Here is a 16,946-nt window from a genome sequence, read left to right on the forward strand (position 1 = left end):
AGGAAATTATGGAGAAAAAAGGATTGGAAGTTAAAGACTTAATAAATGCAGGATTATTTTCAATTTTACTTACGGCACTTTACTGGTGCGGAGGGATGATAGGGTTTATTCCCGTCTTGATGCCAATAGTGCCATTCGTTGGAGCGCTTGTGTCTGCGCCGGTATTTATGCTCTATTCAACCAAGATTAAAAAATTCGGAATGGTTTTAATACTTGGAATAGTGGTGGGGCTTGTATTTATGATTAGCGGTCACGGCCCTTATGTATTGCCGGGGACAGTGGTTACAGCTTTGGTTTCTGAGTACATTATTAAATCAGGAAATTACAAGAGCATTAAGAAGGCAAGACTTGCATACACAGTTTTTGCTGTATTTGCAGGATTTAATTTAATACCACTATTTTTTGCAAGAGAGGCGTATATTAAGCAAATTATAGAAATGGGATATCCTCAAGAGTTTGTGAACAAGATGTTATCTGTAATGCCAACTTGGTCATTCCTACCTATAGTATTAATGGGTTGCCTTGGTGGCTACATAGGAGCGACATTTGGCATAAAGATGCTAAACAAACACTTTAAGAGAGCGAATATGATCTGATGTTTGATTTTAGAACTAAACTAATTATGGCTGTAACTTTGTCTACAGTATGTATTTCGGGAAATTTAGAGTATAGAGCTCCACTGTTAGTATACTTCTTGGTAGCACTGCCATTTGTATTGCTGCTCGAAAAAAAGAAATACGAAATGTGTATAAAGGGGTTACTTGCCATAGCTATATCTATTTTTTTGACAAAGAACTTTGAAGAGGGAATGGGAATTTTATCTCTAATTGCACTAATATTTGGGAGTATAATCAGGAGGATGTTGCCGGGGATAATGATGGGATACTATGCAATATCTACCACAAATATGTCGGACTTGGTGGCGGCTTTAAAGGCTTGGCACTTGCCGGATGAACTCATAATACCCATAGCAGTTATGTTTAGATTTTTCTATTCACTCCAAATAGATTTACAGTTTATAAATGATGGAATGAAGATGTACGGGCTCACTATATCTAATTTTTTCAAAGACCCAATTAGGTATTTTGAATTTAAAGTGGTGCCACTGTTTATGGTTGCTTCAAAAACTGCAGACGATGTCTCTATATCTGCGATGAGCAGAGGACTTGTAGTTGGGAAAGAAAGGAGCTCCATATCTAATACAAAACTTAAAATCATAGATTACTTGGTGATTTTAGGGTGTGTTGTAGTGTTTGTAATATTTGTTATAGGTAAATATGCTTGAATTTAAAAATGTGACTTTAAAATATACGGAAGATACAGTTCTGAATGGGATTTCAATGCAGTTTGAAAAAGGGACAATAAATGTAATAACCGGTAACTCGGGTTCAGGTAAGAGCTCTATTATGAAACTTATAAATGGAGTTATACCTCACTTTACAAAGGCTGATTTTAGTGGAGAGATACTTCTCAACCAGAAAAACATCTACGAATTAGACATAGCAAAGCGGAGCGAGAGTATATCGACAGTGTTTCAAAATCCTAAAAGCCAATTTTTTTCAATAGATAGCTTTGATGAAATAGCCTTTGCATTAGAAAACAGAGACATTCCAAGGGATGAGATAATAGAGACGATAGAAGAGTATGCAACTCTTTTAAATACAAAACATCTGCTTGGCAAAAATATTTTTAAATTGTCCGGCGGTCAAAGGCAACTTGTAGCCATAACGGGAGTGGCCGTTATGGATGGAGAAGTTTATATTTTTGACGAACCATCTTCGTCTTTGGATGGAAGCTCAATAGATGAGTTTAAAAATGTGATAGAAAAGCTACGAGACATGGGCAAGATAATTATAATAGCTGAGCACAGACTATATTTTTTAAAAGAACTCATGGACAAACTCTACATCTTAGACAAGGGGAGAGTTATAGGCTTAAAGAAAGACGATATAAGAGAAGAAATTTCGAAGTATGAACTTAGAACTCTTGAAAAGATAGTTAAAGAGGATTTGAAATGCGACTGGCACAAAAAGAATGTCTATGAAAAGTGTGCTCCACGTGGAGCATTGGAGATGATAGACTATAAGTTTGGCTATGGAAGAGGTAAAGTTTTGTTCGACATGGATTTGTCGATTGATAGAGGGATAAATTTCATAGTCGGAGAGAATGGAATAGGAAAGACAACTTTTATAAGGAGTTTGTGTGGCCTTAATAAAAAATTTAAGGGCAAGACATTTTATAATGGAGAGAGAATAAAAAGACCACAGGATTATATTTCACTGGTCATGCAAGATGTGAACTATCAAATTTTTACAGAAAGTGTTTGGGAAGAACTCTCTTTGGCGACTGAAGATGATTTGAGCAAGGAGAGAGTGTTAAGAGATCTAAATTTGTTTGAAAAGAAAGACTCTCACCCACAGAGTTTATCCGGCGGAGAAAAACAGAGATTATTAATTGCAAATGCTATTTTATCCGACAAACCAATAGTGGTTTTAGACGAGCCAACGAGCGGGCTGTGCAATAAGACTATGCAAGCTGTTGTAAATCTTTTGGAGATGCTAAAAGAACGAGATAAAATTGTTATAGTAGTTACACATGACTATGAGTTCATTAAAAATTCAAACGGTAAAGTTATAGAATTTGTGCACTAAATAAAAAAGAGCTATGCCTTGTTGCGTAGCTCTTTTTTTATAAATAGGGAAATAGGAAAAATAATGAGGAAATATTGTATGGTTTTATTAAAATGGTATCATTAATATAATGATACTAGGAGGGATTTATGACACAAAAACAATTATCTAAATATCAAGTTGCGGGAGGAATATTTTTATCAATTGTATGCTTAGTTATAGCGCAATTAGCAGCAATTGGAGTGGGAAGGATAATAGTGAAGATAGGTATTCCAAATGCAGTAGCAAATATTTTCACAGGAGTAATATCTATTGCTTTAATATTGATAAATTTGAAGATATTAATTGAAAAAGTACTTAAATCAAATTTGAATGAATATAGAATATATCCAACTAATATGAAATTAAAGTATGTAGGTATAGGATTTCTTATGGTTATTTTAGTAACAATATTATTAATCATTACAGGTGCAGAATTTAAAATAGGAAATGCGACAAATAAACTTGAGATAATAACGGGTTCGGTATTCTTTTTCGGAATTGCAACAGGAATAGCTGAAGAAAGTATTTTTAGAGGAGTAATACTTGGAGTTTTAGAGAAGAAACTAAATAGAAAATGGGCTATTTTAATACCGTCAGTTGTATTTGGAGGATTACATATAATTGGAAGACAATTGGATATTATAAGTATAATTCAATTAATGATAGCAGGAACTTTTGTGGGTATATTATTTTCACTAATAACTATTGAAAGCAATAGTATTTGGAATAGTGCCATTGTACATAGTATATGGAATATAGTATTTATTGGTAATATAATAAATATAGGTATATCAGAAAATTCAGATTCCATTTATAATATAGTTTTATTATCAAAAAAACTATTGATCACTGGTGGGGATTTTGGAGTAGAAGCTTCTCTACCAGCAATTGCTATATATATAATATTTTCTTTAATAGTATATAAATGGTTGAAAGATAAGGATATATACAATATGTAGACAAAAAAGGGGCGATTTACTCGCCCTAAAATTTTAGAATGTGTTGTAGTGAATTTTTTCGTCAACTTCAAAATCTTTTCTTTTTCTAACTCTTTCGTTTCCATATCCTACTGGAATCATGCAAACAGCTTTTAAGTTTTTAGGGAAGTTTAGGAAGCTTTTTAAGTAAGCTTGTATTTCTTCACCATTAGATGCTTCGCCTTCTTTTAGGTTGACCCAGCAAGTGTCCAAACCTTCTTCTTTTGCAAGAAGTTGGAAATAAGCCGCAGAAATTGCACTCTCTTCAACCCAAGTTGTAGTAGTTTCAGTATCTGCAAGGATTACTATAGCCATTGGGACATCAGCTATGTACTTTGTTGAGAAAGAGCCAACGCCTGAAAGTTTTTCTAAAACTTCTTTATCATCCACCACTAAAAATTCAACAGGTCTGGCACTCTTGTAAGAAGGTCCCATAAGTGAAAATTTTAATAACTCTTTAACTAATTCCTTATCAACAGCATCTTCTTTATATTGTCTAATACTTCTTCTTTCTTTAATTAAATCTTTTAACATATTTCACCTCGTATTTTAAATAATCAACTTTGCAACTTATACCAAAATAAACAGTTTCATAAACCCTTAATTACATGATAAATAAAAAAATTAGAAAATACAAATTTAAAATCAAAATGTATAAAAGAAGTCCAAAAATAGCTTAAATAGCAATTGTGTTAGAGAAAATTTTAAACAACAAATGAAAACGTCTTTTCATAAGTTGCAAGATGAAACAGGTTTAAGAATTTCAGCAAAAAAATTTAAAAAAAAATTATGAAAAGGCTTGCAAAATATTTAAAGAGATGTTATTATCATATTGTAAATATCCTACGGAAGGATATTTCAATCATCTTTTTTCTTCCCAGCTATACATAAAAGGACATCCAGAAGGATGTCTTTTTGACTGTATGGAAAAAAATAAAAAAATAGTAAACTTAGTTAAAATTAAGAGGGCGCCTATGAGCGCCCTTAATTGTATTAAAAATATTAAAATTGTCCTCTTACAGAAACTTCGCCGGAAGATAAGGTCATTATATTTCCGTCGTCGGTTTCCACGATTAAATTACCTTTTTCATTTATATCCTTTGCAATGGCTTCGTATTTAACTCCATTTAATTCAAAATTCACATATCTACCAAGCAGAAGAGAATGGGATTTGTATTCTTCCAATATTTCTTCATCGCTTCTACAGTATAGAGATTTATAAAATTCATTTATAACCTCTGCAACAAGTTGAGATCTAAGTAGGTCTTCGGCAAGTAAAGAGCCGGCTATAGGGCTTAATTCGCCAGTGAATTCAGTAGTGAAATTTATACCTATGCCTGTGACTATGGAGCGTACTTTTTTGGATTCAAAGTCTATGTCAGCCTCTGTAAGTATGCCACATATTTTTCTGTGGTTTAAGAAAATGTCATTAACCCACTTTATTTCAGGTTTTTTATCTGTAGTTTTTTCAATTGCCTTAACTATAGATACGGCAGCTTTTATAGTAACTAAATCAAATGAATTGTATGAAAAATTATCTTTCGGAAAGAATATTATTGAGAAGTACACGCCGGTGCCTTTTGGAGAGGTGAAACTCTTGCCACGGCGTCCACGTCCAGCGGTTTGTTCATCTGAAACGAGGATTGTAAAATTTGAAAGCTCTTCGGAGTTGAGAAGGCGTTTAGCCTCTGTGTTGGTGGAGTCTATGGTATTATACACTCTTACATCACTTTCTTTTATCTCTTTGTCTAAGTAGTTGATAATGGCCCACTTGTCCAATTTATCTGATAAGTCGTCTAATTTATAACCTCTGTTTGTAACAGAGCTAATACTATGGCCATCGCTTTTTAAATTTTTAACAGCTTTCCAAACGGCTGTCCTTGAGATACCAAGTTCCGTCGCTATGTTTTCTCCGGATATGTGAGTATCTCTATTTTCTTCAAGAATTTTTAAAACTTTATCTTTAGTTGACATTTAATCACTTCCTAATAAAATTATAGTTTATTTTTGTAATTAGGTAAACAAACTTTTCAATTTGACAATAGTTTGCAAAAAATGTAAAATATAAGTCTAAGCATGTGGAGAGATGGTCGAGCTGGTTTAAGGCGCGTGCCTGGAAAGTGCGTATGCCCCATAAAGGCATCGGGGGTTCGAATCCCCCTCTCTCCGCCATCCATGATAGACGGGGAATTAGCGATGCCTTGTAACCTGCGATTCGCTATAGCAGGGTTGAATTCCCGTCTGAGGATTTTTGTTTGTATAGCCTGCCCCAAGCAAGTGGCGGTGACGACAGGGTCCCATACAATGTATACTTGTGAATCGTGTCAGGTCTTGACGGAAGCAGCACTAAGCAAGCTCATGCGTGTGTTATGGGGGTGCCTTATCTGAGTTAACTACTTGGGTACCGTATATGAACAATCATTCGAGGGCGGGTTCATGGTACATATTTTAAAGACATTGGAGAAATCTGATGTCTTTTTTTGTGCGTAAAAATAAATCTAAAAGTTAACCAACATATACAAAATATTTTATTTAAATAGCATTGATAAAAAATTCAATTAGTAATAATAATATTTTTCATTTTATTACTTTTTTATAAAATTTGTGATATAATAAATCATGAACTAATATAGATTATCATTTACTTCGATTTAATGATAATGAACAGGAGAAAAGTTATGGTAAATTTATTAATGGCTCCAATTGACAAGGAGTTAAAGATATTAAAAGTTAAGTCAAATAAACTGCCAACTGATTCTCAAGCTAAGCATTTAAACAATCTTGGATTTATCGAAGGTTCAACACTTAGAGTTGTGAGTGAGAATAGTGGAAATTTAATTGTAAATATTAAGGGTGCGAGAGTTGCCATTGGCAAAGATATTGCATCTGCATTTATGGTGGGAGAAATACAATGACATTAAGAGAAGCTGTAGTTGGAAATTATTACGTAGTGAAGAAGATTAATGGTGTAGGTCCATTGAAGAGAAGAATTATGGACATGGGGATAACTAAGGGAGCAGAGATTTACATAAGAAAAGTAGCGCCACTTGGAGATCCTGTGCAAATTAACATCAGGAATTATGAACTTAGCATTAGAAGAGAAGATGCTGAATTAATAGAAATAGAATCAATGTAGGATTAAAGCAGGAGGAGAAAATGGCTTATACAATAGCGTTAGCTGGGAATCCCAATAGTGGGAAGACCACTCTTTTCAACACACTAACAGGTTCACACCAATATGTTGGAAACTGGCCTGGGGTTACAGTTGAAAAGAAAACAGGTGAATACAAAAAAGATAGAGATGTGTTTTTTACAGACCTTCCGGGGATATATTCTCTATCACCTTATACTTTGGAAGAAGTGGTTTCAAGAGATTATCTTTTAAATGAGAGACCGGATGCAATAATAAATGTGGTTGATGCTTCAAATATAGAGAGAAATCTATATCTTACAACACAACTTTTAGAGCTTGGAATACCGACAGTAATAGCTCTTAACATGATAGATGTTGTTAGAAAGAACAAAGACAGCATAGACATTAAAAAACTTGAGAATGAATTGGGTTGTAAAGTAGTTGAAATATCTGCTTTAAGAAATGAAAATATAGACACTCTTGTGGCTGAAGCTGTAAAAATTTCAGAAAATAAATACAGCGTGAAGTTTTCAGATGGAGTTGAAAAACATCTTTCTGAAATAGAAGCCATGGTGCCTAAAATTTCAAATGATCCAGCTAAGAGATGGATTCTCGTAAAGTTATTTGAACTTGATAACAAGTTAATTGAAAGATTAAATTTATCTGAAGAACAAGTAAATAGATTAAAAGCAATAGCGAGTGAAGTTAAAACAGAATACGATGATGATACTGAAGGGGTTATCACAGATGAAAGATATTCTGCTATAACAAAATTGACTTCAAGTGCTGTTAAGAAGGGTACAGTTGGGCTTACTACTTCGGATAAAGTAGATAGAATTGTAACTAATAGATTTTTAGCGCTACCTATTTTTGCGGGACTTATGTATGTTATCTACTACATAGCGATAGAAATCGTTGGTGGGCCAGTTACAGACTGGGTAAATGACGCACTTTTTGGAGGTTATATTTCAAATGGAGCAACTGCGATACTCGAGTCTAAGGAAGTAGCACCATGGTTAGTTTCTCTATTAGTAGATGGAGTTATAGGCGGAGTTGGTGGAGTATTAGGTTTCTTACCTATTATTGCAACTATATTCTTCTTAATTTCTATTTTAGAAGATGTTGGATATATGGCGAGAATTGCCTTTATATTAGATAAAATCTTTAGAAGATTTGGACTTTCAGGAAAGAGTTTTATCCCAATCCTAATAGGAACAGGATGTTCAGTTCCAGGGATTATGGGTACAAGAACTATAGAAAATGACAACGACAGAAGAATGACTATAGCAACAGCTTCATTTATGCCATGTGGTGCTAAGACTGAAATTATTGCTATGTTCACAGCTGTCTTAGGTGGACATTTCTGGTATGGACCTCTTTGGTACTTTGGAGGAATTATAGCGGTTATAGTGACTGGTATAATTTTGAAAAAGACTAAGAGATTCCACGGCGATCCAGCTCCGTTTGTAATGGAGTTGCCACAATACCATTTCCCATCTTTAGTAAATTGTTTTAAAGCTACATGGAACAGATGTAAGGCGTTTATAATTAAAGCCGGAACTGTTATCTTACTATGTACAGTTGCTATTTGGTTCTTACAAAATATTTCAGTTCAAGGAGATTTCTTAGAGTGGGAATCTGAATCTGTAGATTCAATCTTGGCATTTGTAGGAAAGAAAATAGCTATAATATTCGCTCCGCTTGGATTTGGAGAGTGGAAAGCTGCAGTTGCAACAGTGCTTGGATTGGTTGCTAAGGAAGTTGTAGTTGGAACTTATGGTGTAGTTGCCGGAATAGGTGAAGTTGAGGCGGATGACCCAGGTCTTATACCTCTTATTCAACAAAATTTCACAACTGTTTCAATCCTTTCATTTATGTTCTTCAACCAATTGACAATTCCTTGTTTTGCAGCAATAGGAGCTATAAAGGAAGAAATGAATGATAGAAAGTGGTTCTGGTTTACAATAGGATATCAAATAGTGTTCTCTTACACAGTGGCACTTATGATATATCAGTTTGGAAGAGTTTTAGTAATGCATGAACCGTTTAATATGATGACGGCGATAGCAAGTATAATCTTGGTTGTGTATCTATATCTTCTATTTAGACCAAATAAGTATAAAGATATCAAAGGAGTACAAGCAAGATCTGTAAAGGAGTAAAAAGATGAATTTATCTACAATTATAGTTTTATTGTTGCTTTGTGTTGCGCTTGGTTTTGCTATAAAGAGAGTGTTTAGCAAAAAATCGGGTTGCGATTGCGGAAGTTGTAGCAGTAACTGTTGTGGAAATCCTCACGGAAATCATGAACATACTCACAAATAAGATTAAAGTGTGATATAATTTATTATGCTGAATAAATAGTTTAAAGGCCTCGAAAGAGGTCTTTTTAAATGGGCGATATTTACAAGGTTTTAGTTTTTTTATATAATCATTCATAAGATTAAGCGACAGGGGTCGTAAAAATATGTATGGTTTAGCTTTTATATAATCATTCACAGGGGGATTAGAATTATGGATAATGTCAGAGTTAGATTTGCACCAAGTCCAACAGGATATTTACACATCGGTGGACTTAGAACTGCACTATATAATTACTTATATGCAAAGAAAAATGGTGGACAATTTATTCTTAGAATAGAGGACACAGATAGAACAAGATTTGTAGACGGAGCCATTGAAAATTTAATAGATTCTTTAAAGTGGGCTGGAATTGACTATGATGAAGGAGTTAGGGTTAAAGATGGTAAGGTAGTTGAAGTTGGAGAAACAGGCCCATATATTCAATCTCAAAGATTAGATATTTACAAAAAATATGTTGATGAACTTATAGAAAACGGATATGCATACTATTGTTTCTGCTCTAAAGACAGACTTGATAAAGTAAGAGAAGAACAAAAGATAAAAGGTATGGTTCCTAAGTATGATGGTTTCTGTAGAGATATACCTCTTGACGAAGCTAAGAAGAGAATCGAAGCTGGAGAAGAGTATGTAGTTAGATTAAAACTACCAAGAAATAAAGATATTTCTTTTGACGATGCTGTAAGAGGAAAAGTTACTATAAATACAGATGAAATAGATGACCAAGTTTTGATGAAGTCAGATGGATTCCCAACATACCACATGGCTGTAGTTGTAGATGACCATTTAATGGGCATAACTCACGTGGTAAGAGGGGAAGAATGGTTGCCATCAACTCCAAAACACGTATTTTTATATGAAGCATTGGGATGGCAAGCACCTACTTTCGTACACCTTCCAACAGTGTTGAATAAAGACCGTAAAAAACTTTCAAAACGTCAAGGAGATGTTTCTGTAGAAGACTTTAAGAACAAGGGATACTTACCAGAAGGATTGGTAAATTACTTGGCACTTGTAGGTTGGAGCAGCGAAGACGGAGAAGAAATCTTCACTCTTGATGAAATGGTAGATAAATTTACTTTTGAAAGAGTTGGAAAGAGCGGCGGTATCTTTGATGTAGAAAAATTAAATTGGGTAAATGCTCACTATATCAAACAATATCCAACTGAAAAGATAGCAGAACTTTCTATGCCATTTATGGTAGCTGAAAATCTTATGACAGAAGAAGAAATGAAAGCTAAATGGGATTGGTATGTACTTTTAATTGAAACTGTAAAAGAAAGTTTGAGTAATCTTAGTGAAGTTCCTGAAAAAGTTAGATTCTTATTTGGAGATTTGAACATTACAGAAGAAGATGCAAAAGAAGAGCTTGCAGGAGAACAAGTTCCAGAACTTATAAAAGCATTTGAAGATGAATTAAGTGATGTTGAGTCTGTTGACCAAGAATTTGCAAACGGAGTTATGAAGAAAATCCAAAAAGCTACTGGAATAAAGGGAAAACAACTTTTCATGCCAGTTAGAGCAGCTATATCAGGCAATGTTCACGGTCCAGAACTTAAAAATATAATTTACTTGCTTGGAAAAGAACAACTTTTAAAGAGACTTGACGAAGCAAAAGCATTTAGAAAATAAATTTGAAAGGTATGTCTATAATAGGGCATACCTTTTTTATCTGAAAAACTTCACAAAAAAAGTATAAAAATTAATGATATTGTGTTTCATTAAAAATATATAGGGTATATTTAGTTTGTAAAAGAATTACAACAGAAATATTCTTAAAATTCAAAAATAAATAAAATTACTTAAGGAGGCACTATGTCATTAATAGGAAAACAAATACCAGAATTTAACGCAAATGCTTATAACCCAAAGAAAGAAGAGTTTGTAACAGTATCAAACGAAAATCTAAAGGGAAAATGGAATGTAATTATGTTCTACCCAGCGGACTTCACTTTCGTGTGTCCAACAGAACTTGAAGATTTACAAGAACAATATGCAACACTTCAAGGATTAGACACAGAAGTATATTCAGTTTCAACTGATACACACTTCGTTCACAAGGGATGGCATGACCATTCAGAAGCTATAAGTAAACTTGAATACACAATGATCGCTGACCCATCAAAAGAAATCGCAAGAAGCTTTGAAGTTCTTGATGAAGCAGCAGGTATGGCGCAACGTGGAACATTTATTATCGATCCAGACGGAGTTGTACAAGCTTGTGAAATCAATGCTGATGGTATTGGAAGAGATGCAAGTGCATTAATCGACAAGATTAGAGCAGCTCAATTCGTACGTAATAACCCTGGTCAAGTTTGTCCAGCTAAATGGAAAGAATCAGGAAAAACTTTAACACCAGGACTAGACTTAGTAGGTAAGATTTAATGAGTCTTGATGTTAATTTAAAAAATCAATTAGCACAATACTTACAACTTCTTGAAAAAGAAGTTGTAATTTCTTTATCGGTGTCTAATGATGAAAATTCAAAAGAGGTTAGAGATTTTGTAACTGAAATTTCAGAGATGTCTGAAAAAATTAGCCTTGAAGAAAAAGCTTTAAGACTAACTCCAAGTTTTTCGCTTAGCTCAGAAGTTGCCAGTGGAATAGAGTTTGCCGGAGTTCCTTTGGGACACGAATTTGAATCTTTTGTATTGGCTATCTTGCAAGTTGGTGGAAGAACTCCTAAGATTTCAGAAAACGAAATAAATAGAATCAAAGCTATAGATAAAGAACTTAATTTTGAAACTGTAGTTAGTTTGAGTTGTCACAACTGTCCTGACGTAGTTCAAGCTTTAAACATAATGTCGGTTTTAAATCCTAATGTTAAACACACTATGATAGAGGGTGGAATGCATAAAGACCTTGTTGAAAAAAGAGGTGTTATGGCAGTTCCAAGTGTATTCTTAAATGGCGAAGAATTTGCGAACGGAAGAATGACTTTAGAGCAAATTTTAGATAAGGCTATTGGAGAATCAACTCAATATAGATTTGAAGGCGTTGAGCCATTTGATGTATTAGTAGTGGGTGGTGGAGCAGCTGGTGGAGCTGCAGCAGTATATGCCGCTCGTAAAGGTATTAGAACCGGAATTGTGTGCGAAGAATTTGGTGGACAAGTTAAGGAAACTTTGGGAATTGAAAACATCATAGGTATCTCTTATACAGAAGGTCCTAAGTACATGGAACAAGTAAGAGCGCATGTTGCTGATTACAATGTAGATATAGTAGAGAACGCAAAAGTTGAAGATGTTGTGCCTGGAGATATGATCACGGTAGTTACAAACAAAGGCGAATTAAAAGCTAAGACTGTAATTATTGCCACTGGTGCAAAGTGGAGATTGATAGGCATTCCGGGAGAAACTGAACTTAGAAATAAGGGTGTGGCTTACTGTACGCATTGTGACGGGCCTCTATTCAAAGGTAAGAAGGTTGCTGTAATAGGTGGTGGAAACTCTGGTGTTGAAGCTGCTATTGACTTAGCGGGCATGGCAAAAGAAGTATTAATATTAGAATTTTTACCTGAATTAAGAGCGGATGAAGTTCTTCAAAAGAGACTAAGATCTCTTCCTAATGTTGAAATAGTTACAAATGCGCAGACAACTGCAATAGCTGGAACTGAAAAAGTTACTGGCATTGACTACACAGACAGAATTAGTGGAGAAAAAATATCTAAAGATATAGATGGCTGCTTTATTCAAGTTGGACTTGTACCAAGCACAGAATGGCTTGGGGAAAGAGTTGAGATGAATGAGCGCAAGGAAATAATAGTGAATAAAGAAGGCGCAACTAATGTTGAAGGTATATTTGCGGCTGGAGATTGTACAGATACAGCATTTAAGCAAATTATCATCGCAGAGGGAAGTGGAGCAACAGCAGCTTTAGGTGCATTTAATTATTTAATGAGAAAATAGATAGACAAGGCAGGTTTAATTCTGTCTTGTTTTTTAAATATCATGGGTTAAAGAAGTTAATCTATAGAATTCTTAATGAATTAGATAAGTTGATTTAATATGGTTGTGTGTTAGAATAAAAATATAATAAAATCGAAAAAATGTTTTATAAAATTAAATTAAAGGACATATTTATGAAAAATAAACTTGAAAGTATTTTAGCTGTAGCAGGATTTGTTCTGCTAGTGACATTAATATTCATGCCTTCAAAATTATTAGGAATATTTGGAAAGGTTGAGAATGTAATAAAACTATCAAGCGAGTATGATCTGTCTAAGGAAGATGCATTAGGAGGACTAAATCAGATAGATAAATTTGGTTTATATAGTATTGGTTCGAAATGGAAAGATGAAAAAGAAAAATTTAAGACTGAACTTGAAAACTCTAATGATGTAGAAAAGAGAATTGAAATAATAGGGAAGGCTAATAAATTAGCTGGTGGAAAACACTCATTTTTGATAGTTGGTAAAGGGACGAAAGAAAAATCTGATGGTGATATAGGATATAAATATGAAATAAGAAACGGAGTTTTAATTCTAAAAATTAATGAAACTAAATTTAGTTATGATGCTGAGGATAGTGCAAAAGAAATAAAAAATTACATAGAAGACATTCAAAATATAATTTACAATAATCAAAATCTCTCAGGATATATTATAGATTTGTCTGATAATTTTGGAGGGAATATGTATCCTATGTTACTTGGACTATCCCCATTAATTGCTGATGGAAATATTTTAGAATTTATAGATAAGTATGAAAATAGTGTCGGAATAGTTAAGTTAGAAGATGGAAAAATACTAAACTGTAGTGAAAATGGCGAGAACATAGTCAATATGAGTTCTGATTTATACAGAGGTAAAGTAAACAAGCCGGTAGCAGTATTAATAAGTGAAAAAACTTCCAGTTCGGCAGAGATGACATTACTTGCACTGAAAACAAATTCTAGAGTACAAGTTTTTGGAAAGCCATCAGCAGGATATAATACAGCAAATTATTCCTTTGATATAGGTAAGAATATAGGGGTTGTGTTATCATCAGCAAAAGTTAAATCAAAAGACGGAATAGTTTATGAAAATGAACCTATTAAACCGGATGTAGAGGTAAATATAAATCAAGGGTACGATACTCTAATTAAATGGATAAGAGAAGGTAAATAATATTTTTTAGGAGGAAATATGAAGATTAGGACTTATATAGCAAGTTCCATATACATAATATTGGCTATAATGTTACCGATATTATTAGAGCAGTCAAAAATTATTTATGATGCAAAAGTTACATATAATACTATGATACTCACAACTAGTAATTTATTGTCATTATTTATATTGGGAGTATCCATGGGTTGGGCTATAAAATGTTATTTGAAAGCGCCAGTTAAAATTATTTTAATTATTCTTTCTACTGTAACTATATTTAGTATTTTAGGAGCAATAACACAAAATTCTATTTTGATGACATATTTGATGAGATATTATCAAGTTATAAACAAACTTGTGATGTTAAATGCAGTTTTGTTGGTGTTAAGTTTTAAGAGAGCAAATTAATAGGAGTATAAGCAGTGTCAAAGGATAAAATTTGGAGAAGTCGATTTAAATGATATGAGATACAGGTGATTTGAAATTATTTTAAGTGCAGTAGGTATAAGGTGTTTAACGCACCTTTTTTTATTTAAGAAAAGTTAAATCTATATAATAATTTATTGACTGATTTAAGATATGTGATATACTCTAAGTGGGAACGGAAAATGACATGTGGGACAAAATGGTGTAAGCATGAACTTAGAATTTTTAATGGAATTTGTACCGGAGCTTCAAGATTTGTTTATAAAGAGATATGAAATACTCAAATTTATAAGCAAAAATGAAAGAGCGGGTAGAAGAACAATTGCACAAGGTATGAATATTTCTGAGAGGGTAGTCAGAGATGAAATTGAAAAGTTAAAAGCTCAAAATTTTATTTCAGTATCTTCTTCGGGGATGAGAATAGAAGAAAAGGGAAAGAGATTCTTAAATGAATTGAGTTCTTTTTATCGTGAGATAAACAGTCAGCGTTCTCTTGGAATTGAAATTGAAAAGTTACTTGGAGTTAAAAAAGTTTTTGTTGTTGAGAGTGGTATTGAGCATTCTGAAACGGTTAAAAATTTGGGTGCACAAGCGGCGTCAATCTTTGAAACTATAATTTCTGAGGGAGACCTCATAGGTGTAACGGGTGGAGAGACAATATATTGTGTTTCTGAATCTATTACATCTAAGGTGGATAGATTAGATGTCACTGTGATACCAGCAAGGGGCTCGGTTGGTAGCCAAGCTAGATTTCAAGCTAACACAATTGCATCCAGAATTGCAAATAAATTAAATGCGAAGTTACAACTTTTGCCTATACCGGAGACTGTTTCGAAGCAGGCTATGGAAATTTTCTTAAGTGATAGTGAAATGAGAGAAGCTTATGAGATGTTAAAGAGCTTAGATGTTTTGCTGTTTGGTATAGGTAGAGCTGATGTTATGTTGGCAAGAAGGGGTATAAATGAAGAGAAAAGTTCGGAAGTTTTAAACTGCGGAGCTGTTTCTGAGGCCTTTGGAAATTATTTTAATTTAAAAGGAGAGCGAGTTTATTCTCAAGAAAGTGTTGGCATAAGTTTGGATAAGTTTTTAAGCATACCTAAGATTATAGGTGTTGCAGGTGGAGTTGAAAAAGCTCAGGCTATTATAAGTATTTCAACTCTTAGACCTGATATGGTTTTAGTTATAGATGAAAGTGCAGCGCACGAGATTATTAAGGAGGTAAATTATGGCAGTTAATGTAGCTATTATGGGATTTGGAAGAATAGGTAGAGATGTTTTAAGGGGTTGGGCTCTTAGAGATGAAAAGAGTTTTAACATAACTCACATAGCAGATTTAAAGGCAAGCGAAAAGATAAAAGAACATGCTCACCTATTTAAATATGACTCAGTATATAGAAAATTCCCAGGTGAAGTGGAAGTTGTAGAAGATGGATTCTTAGTAAATGGACACAAGGTTACAGTTATCGATGGAAAAATGCCAAGTGAAATGAACTGGGGAGAATTAGGGGTTGATATCGTAATCGAATCAACAGGTGCTTTCACTGAATATGCAAAAGCTCACGGACATATCGAAGCTGGTGCTAAGAAAGTTATTATCTCTGCTCCTGCAAAGGGAGACGTTAAGACAATAGTAATGGGAGTTAACGACTCTGAATACGACAGTGCTGTTCATGATGTAATTTCAAATGCTTCTTGTACAACTAACTGTTTAGCTCCTGTAACAAAGGTTATTCTTGAAAACTTTGGTATCGAAAGAGGAATCATGACAACAGTTCATGCTTACACTAATGACCAAAAGATTCACGATGCTCTTCATAAAGATATGAGACGTGCAAGAGCCGGTGCTGAAAATATAATCCCTACAACAACTGGTGCAGCTCAAGCTGTTGCTAAGGTTATTCCAGAAGTAGAAGGAATTTTAACTGGTATGGCAATGAGAGTTCCTGTTCCAACAGGTTCTGTAGTTGATGTTACTTTTGAAATTTCTAAAGAAGCTACAGTTGAAGAAATCAACGCAGCTATCAAAAAAGCTTCTGAAAATGAATTAAAGGGAGTTTTAGCATACACTGAAGAAGACATAGTATCTTCTGATATAGTAGGAGATCCTCATTCTTCAATCTTTGATGCACAACTTACAATTGTAAAAGACAAACTTGTGAAATTAGTTTCTTGGTACGACAATGAATGGGGCTACTCACAAAGAGTTGTTGATTTAACAGATAAAGTTAGCAAAGGACTTTAAGTTAAGATAAATTTAGCGGAAGCTTTTTGCTTTCGCTTTTTCTTAT

Annotated in this window: 17 protein-coding genes, 1 tRNA gene and 1 other RNA gene; 17 read left to right on the forward strand and 2 right to left on the reverse strand. The window is 33.8% G+C overall.

Annotated elements, in window-relative coordinates; translation table 11 throughout:
- Positions 1-8 precede the first annotated feature (8 nt).
- The 4 genes from B8869_RS10475 to B8869_RS10490 all read left to right on the forward strand — a co-directional run bounded on the left by B8869_RS10475 (position 9) and on the right by B8869_RS10490 (position 3,631).
- Positions 9-596, forward strand: a complete 588-nt coding sequence (locus B8869_RS10475; RefSeq protein ID WP_084231562.1) for an MptD family putative ECF transporter S component — start codon at positions 9-11, stop codon at positions 594-596.
- Entirely contained in the window at positions 596-1,285 is a 690-nt protein-coding gene (locus B8869_RS10480; protein ID WP_084231563.1) for an energy-coupling factor transporter transmembrane component T, read from the forward strand. Before B8869_RS10475 ends, B8869_RS10480 begins: the two co-directional genes overlap by 1 nt.
- Positions 1,278-2,651 carry an ABC transporter ATP-binding protein gene (locus tag B8869_RS10485; RefSeq protein WP_084231564.1) on the forward strand — a complete coding sequence of 458 codons (1,374 nt, stop codon included), beginning with the start codon at positions 1,278-1,280 and terminating at the stop codon, positions 2,649-2,651. Before B8869_RS10480 ends, B8869_RS10485 begins: the two co-directional genes overlap by 8 nt.
- A gap of 128 nt (positions 2,652-2,779) precedes the next feature.
- Positions 2,780-3,631 (forward strand): CPBP family intramembrane glutamic endopeptidase, encoded by an 852-nt coding sequence (locus tag B8869_RS10490; RefSeq protein WP_084231565.1) that lies wholly within the window; start codon positions 2,780-2,782, stop codon positions 3,629-3,631.
- Positions 3,632-3,664: 33 nt separating this feature from the next.
- Here B8869_RS10490 and B8869_RS10495 read toward each other — a convergent pair whose 3' ends face one another.
- Together B8869_RS10495 and B8869_RS10500 are read right to left on the reverse strand one after the other, a co-directional pair.
- Complete coding sequence (locus B8869_RS10495) at positions 3,665-4,183, reverse strand: nitroreductase family protein (protein ID WP_084231566.1); 519 nt, start codon at positions 4,181-4,183, stop codon at positions 3,665-3,667.
- A 468-nt stretch (positions 4,184-4,651) separates the two neighbouring features.
- Positions 4,652-5,623, reverse strand: a complete 972-nt coding sequence (locus B8869_RS10500) for a biotin--[acetyl-CoA-carboxylase] ligase (protein ID WP_084231567.1) — start codon at positions 5,621-5,623, stop codon at positions 4,652-4,654.
- A gap of 106 nt (positions 5,624-5,729) precedes the next feature.
- Here B8869_RS10500 and B8869_RS10505 point away from each other — a divergent pair.
- The 13 genes from B8869_RS10505 to gap all read left to right on the forward strand — a co-directional run bounded on the left by B8869_RS10505 (position 5,730) and on the right by gap (position 16,900).
- Positions 5,730-5,821, forward strand: a tRNA-Ser gene (locus B8869_RS10505).
- A gap of 1 nt (position 5,822) precedes the next feature.
- An RNA gene (gene ffs / locus B8869_RS10510) (signal recognition particle sRNA large type) lies at positions 5,823-6,089 on the forward strand.
- Between the two features lie 238 nt (positions 6,090-6,327).
- Positions 6,328-6,564, forward strand: a complete 237-nt coding sequence (locus B8869_RS10515; RefSeq protein ID WP_234989846.1) for a FeoA family protein — start codon at positions 6,328-6,330, stop codon at positions 6,562-6,564.
- Positions 6,561-6,785, forward strand: a complete 225-nt coding sequence (locus tag B8869_RS10520) for a FeoA family protein (protein WP_084231569.1) — start codon at positions 6,561-6,563, stop codon at positions 6,783-6,785. The genes B8869_RS10515 and B8869_RS10520 overlap by 4 nt, the downstream gene beginning before the upstream one ends.
- A gap of 20 nt (positions 6,786-6,805) precedes the next feature.
- Positions 6,806-8,944: a ferrous iron transport protein B gene (feoB, locus tag B8869_RS10525; RefSeq protein ID WP_084231570.1), complete on the forward strand. Its 2,139-nt coding sequence runs from the start codon at positions 6,806-6,808 to the stop codon at positions 8,942-8,944.
- Positions 8,945-8,948: 4 nt separating this feature from the next.
- Positions 8,949-9,107, forward strand: coding sequence for a FeoB-associated Cys-rich membrane protein (locus B8869_RS10530; protein ID WP_084231571.1), 159 nt, complete (start codon positions 8,949-8,951; stop codon positions 9,105-9,107).
- 189 nt (positions 9,108-9,296) lie between these two features.
- On the forward strand, positions 9,297-10,775 hold the full coding sequence (gene gltX / locus B8869_RS10535; RefSeq protein ID WP_084231572.1) for a glutamate--tRNA ligase: 1,479 nt from the start codon (positions 9,297-9,299) through the stop codon (positions 10,773-10,775).
- Positions 10,776-10,958: 183 nt separating this feature from the next.
- Positions 10,959-11,528 carry an alkyl hydroperoxide reductase subunit C gene (gene ahpC / locus B8869_RS10540; RefSeq protein WP_084231573.1) on the forward strand — a complete coding sequence of 190 codons (570 nt, stop codon included), beginning with the start codon at positions 10,959-10,961 and terminating at the stop codon, positions 11,526-11,528.
- Entirely contained in the window at positions 11,528-13,051 is a 1,524-nt protein-coding gene (gene ahpF / locus B8869_RS10545) for an alkyl hydroperoxide reductase subunit F (protein WP_084231574.1), read from the forward strand. Before ahpC ends, ahpF begins: the two co-directional genes overlap by 1 nt.
- 173 nt (positions 13,052-13,224) lie before the next feature.
- Positions 13,225-14,250, forward strand: coding sequence for a S41 family peptidase (locus tag B8869_RS10550; RefSeq protein WP_159445265.1), 1,026 nt, complete (start codon positions 13,225-13,227; stop codon positions 14,248-14,250).
- A gap of 18 nt (positions 14,251-14,268) precedes the next feature.
- Positions 14,269-14,640: a hypothetical protein gene (locus B8869_RS10555; RefSeq protein ID WP_084231576.1), complete on the forward strand. Its 372-nt coding sequence runs from the start codon at positions 14,269-14,271 to the stop codon at positions 14,638-14,640.
- Between the two features lie 228 nt (positions 14,641-14,868).
- Positions 14,869-15,894, forward strand: a complete 1,026-nt coding sequence (locus B8869_RS10560) for a sugar-binding transcriptional regulator (RefSeq protein ID WP_084231577.1) — start codon at positions 14,869-14,871, stop codon at positions 15,892-15,894.
- On the forward strand, positions 15,884-16,900 hold the full coding sequence (gene gap / locus B8869_RS10565; protein WP_084231578.1) for a type I glyceraldehyde-3-phosphate dehydrogenase: 1,017 nt from the start codon (positions 15,884-15,886) through the stop codon (positions 16,898-16,900). The genes B8869_RS10560 and gap overlap by 11 nt, the downstream gene beginning before the upstream one ends.
- The last annotated feature ends 46 nt before the right edge of the window (positions 16,901-16,946 follow it).

Origin of the sequence: Peptoniphilus asaccharolyticus DSM 20463, from assembly GCF_900176115.1 — a bacterium.
GTDB lineage: Bacteria > Bacillota > Clostridia > Tissierellales > Peptoniphilaceae > Peptoniphilus > Peptoniphilus asaccharolyticus.

Excerpts from the sequence above, each read along its gene's own strand:
- B8869_RS10475 (WP_084231562.1), top strand. The coding sequence starts at position 9 with ATGGAGAAAAAAGGATTGGAAGTTAAAGACTTAATAAATGCAGGATTA.
- B8869_RS10480 (WP_084231563.1), top strand. The coding sequence starts at position 596 with ATGTTTGATTTTAGAACTAAACTAATTATGGCTGTAACTTTGTCTACA.
- B8869_RS10485 (WP_084231564.1), top strand. The coding sequence starts at position 1,278 with ATGCTTGAATTTAAAAATGTGACTTTAAAATATACGGAAGATACAGTT.
- B8869_RS10490 (WP_084231565.1), top strand. The coding sequence starts at position 2,780 with ATGACACAAAAACAATTATCTAAATATCAAGTTGCGGGAGGAATATTT.
- B8869_RS10495 (WP_084231566.1), bottom strand. The coding sequence starts at position 4,183 with ATGTTAAAAGATTTAATTAAAGAAAGAAGAAGTATTAGACAATATAAA.
- B8869_RS10500 (WP_084231567.1), bottom strand. The coding sequence starts at position 5,623 with ATGTCAACTAAAGATAAAGTTTTAAAAATTCTTGAAGAAAATAGAGAT.
- B8869_RS10515 (WP_234989846.1), top strand. The coding sequence starts at position 6,328 with ATGGTAAATTTATTAATGGCTCCAATTGACAAGGAGTTAAAGATATTA.
- B8869_RS10520 (WP_084231569.1), top strand. The coding sequence starts at position 6,561 with ATGACATTAAGAGAAGCTGTAGTTGGAAATTATTACGTAGTGAAGAAG.
- feoB (WP_084231570.1), top strand. The coding sequence starts at position 6,806 with ATGGCTTATACAATAGCGTTAGCTGGGAATCCCAATAGTGGGAAGACC.
- B8869_RS10530 (WP_084231571.1), top strand. The coding sequence starts at position 8,949 with ATGAATTTATCTACAATTATAGTTTTATTGTTGCTTTGTGTTGCGCTT.
- gltX (WP_084231572.1), top strand. The coding sequence starts at position 9,297 with ATGGATAATGTCAGAGTTAGATTTGCACCAAGTCCAACAGGATATTTA.
- ahpC (WP_084231573.1), top strand. The coding sequence starts at position 10,959 with ATGTCATTAATAGGAAAACAAATACCAGAATTTAACGCAAATGCTTAT.
- ahpF (WP_084231574.1), top strand. The coding sequence starts at position 11,528 with ATGAGTCTTGATGTTAATTTAAAAAATCAATTAGCACAATACTTACAA.
- B8869_RS10550 (WP_159445265.1), top strand. The coding sequence starts at position 13,225 with ATGAAAAATAAACTTGAAAGTATTTTAGCTGTAGCAGGATTTGTTCTG.
- B8869_RS10555 (WP_084231576.1), top strand. The coding sequence starts at position 14,269 with ATGAAGATTAGGACTTATATAGCAAGTTCCATATACATAATATTGGCT.
- B8869_RS10560 (WP_084231577.1), top strand. The coding sequence starts at position 14,869 with ATGAACTTAGAATTTTTAATGGAATTTGTACCGGAGCTTCAAGATTTG.
- gap (WP_084231578.1), top strand. The coding sequence starts at position 15,884 with ATGGCAGTTAATGTAGCTATTATGGGATTTGGAAGAATAGGTAGAGAT.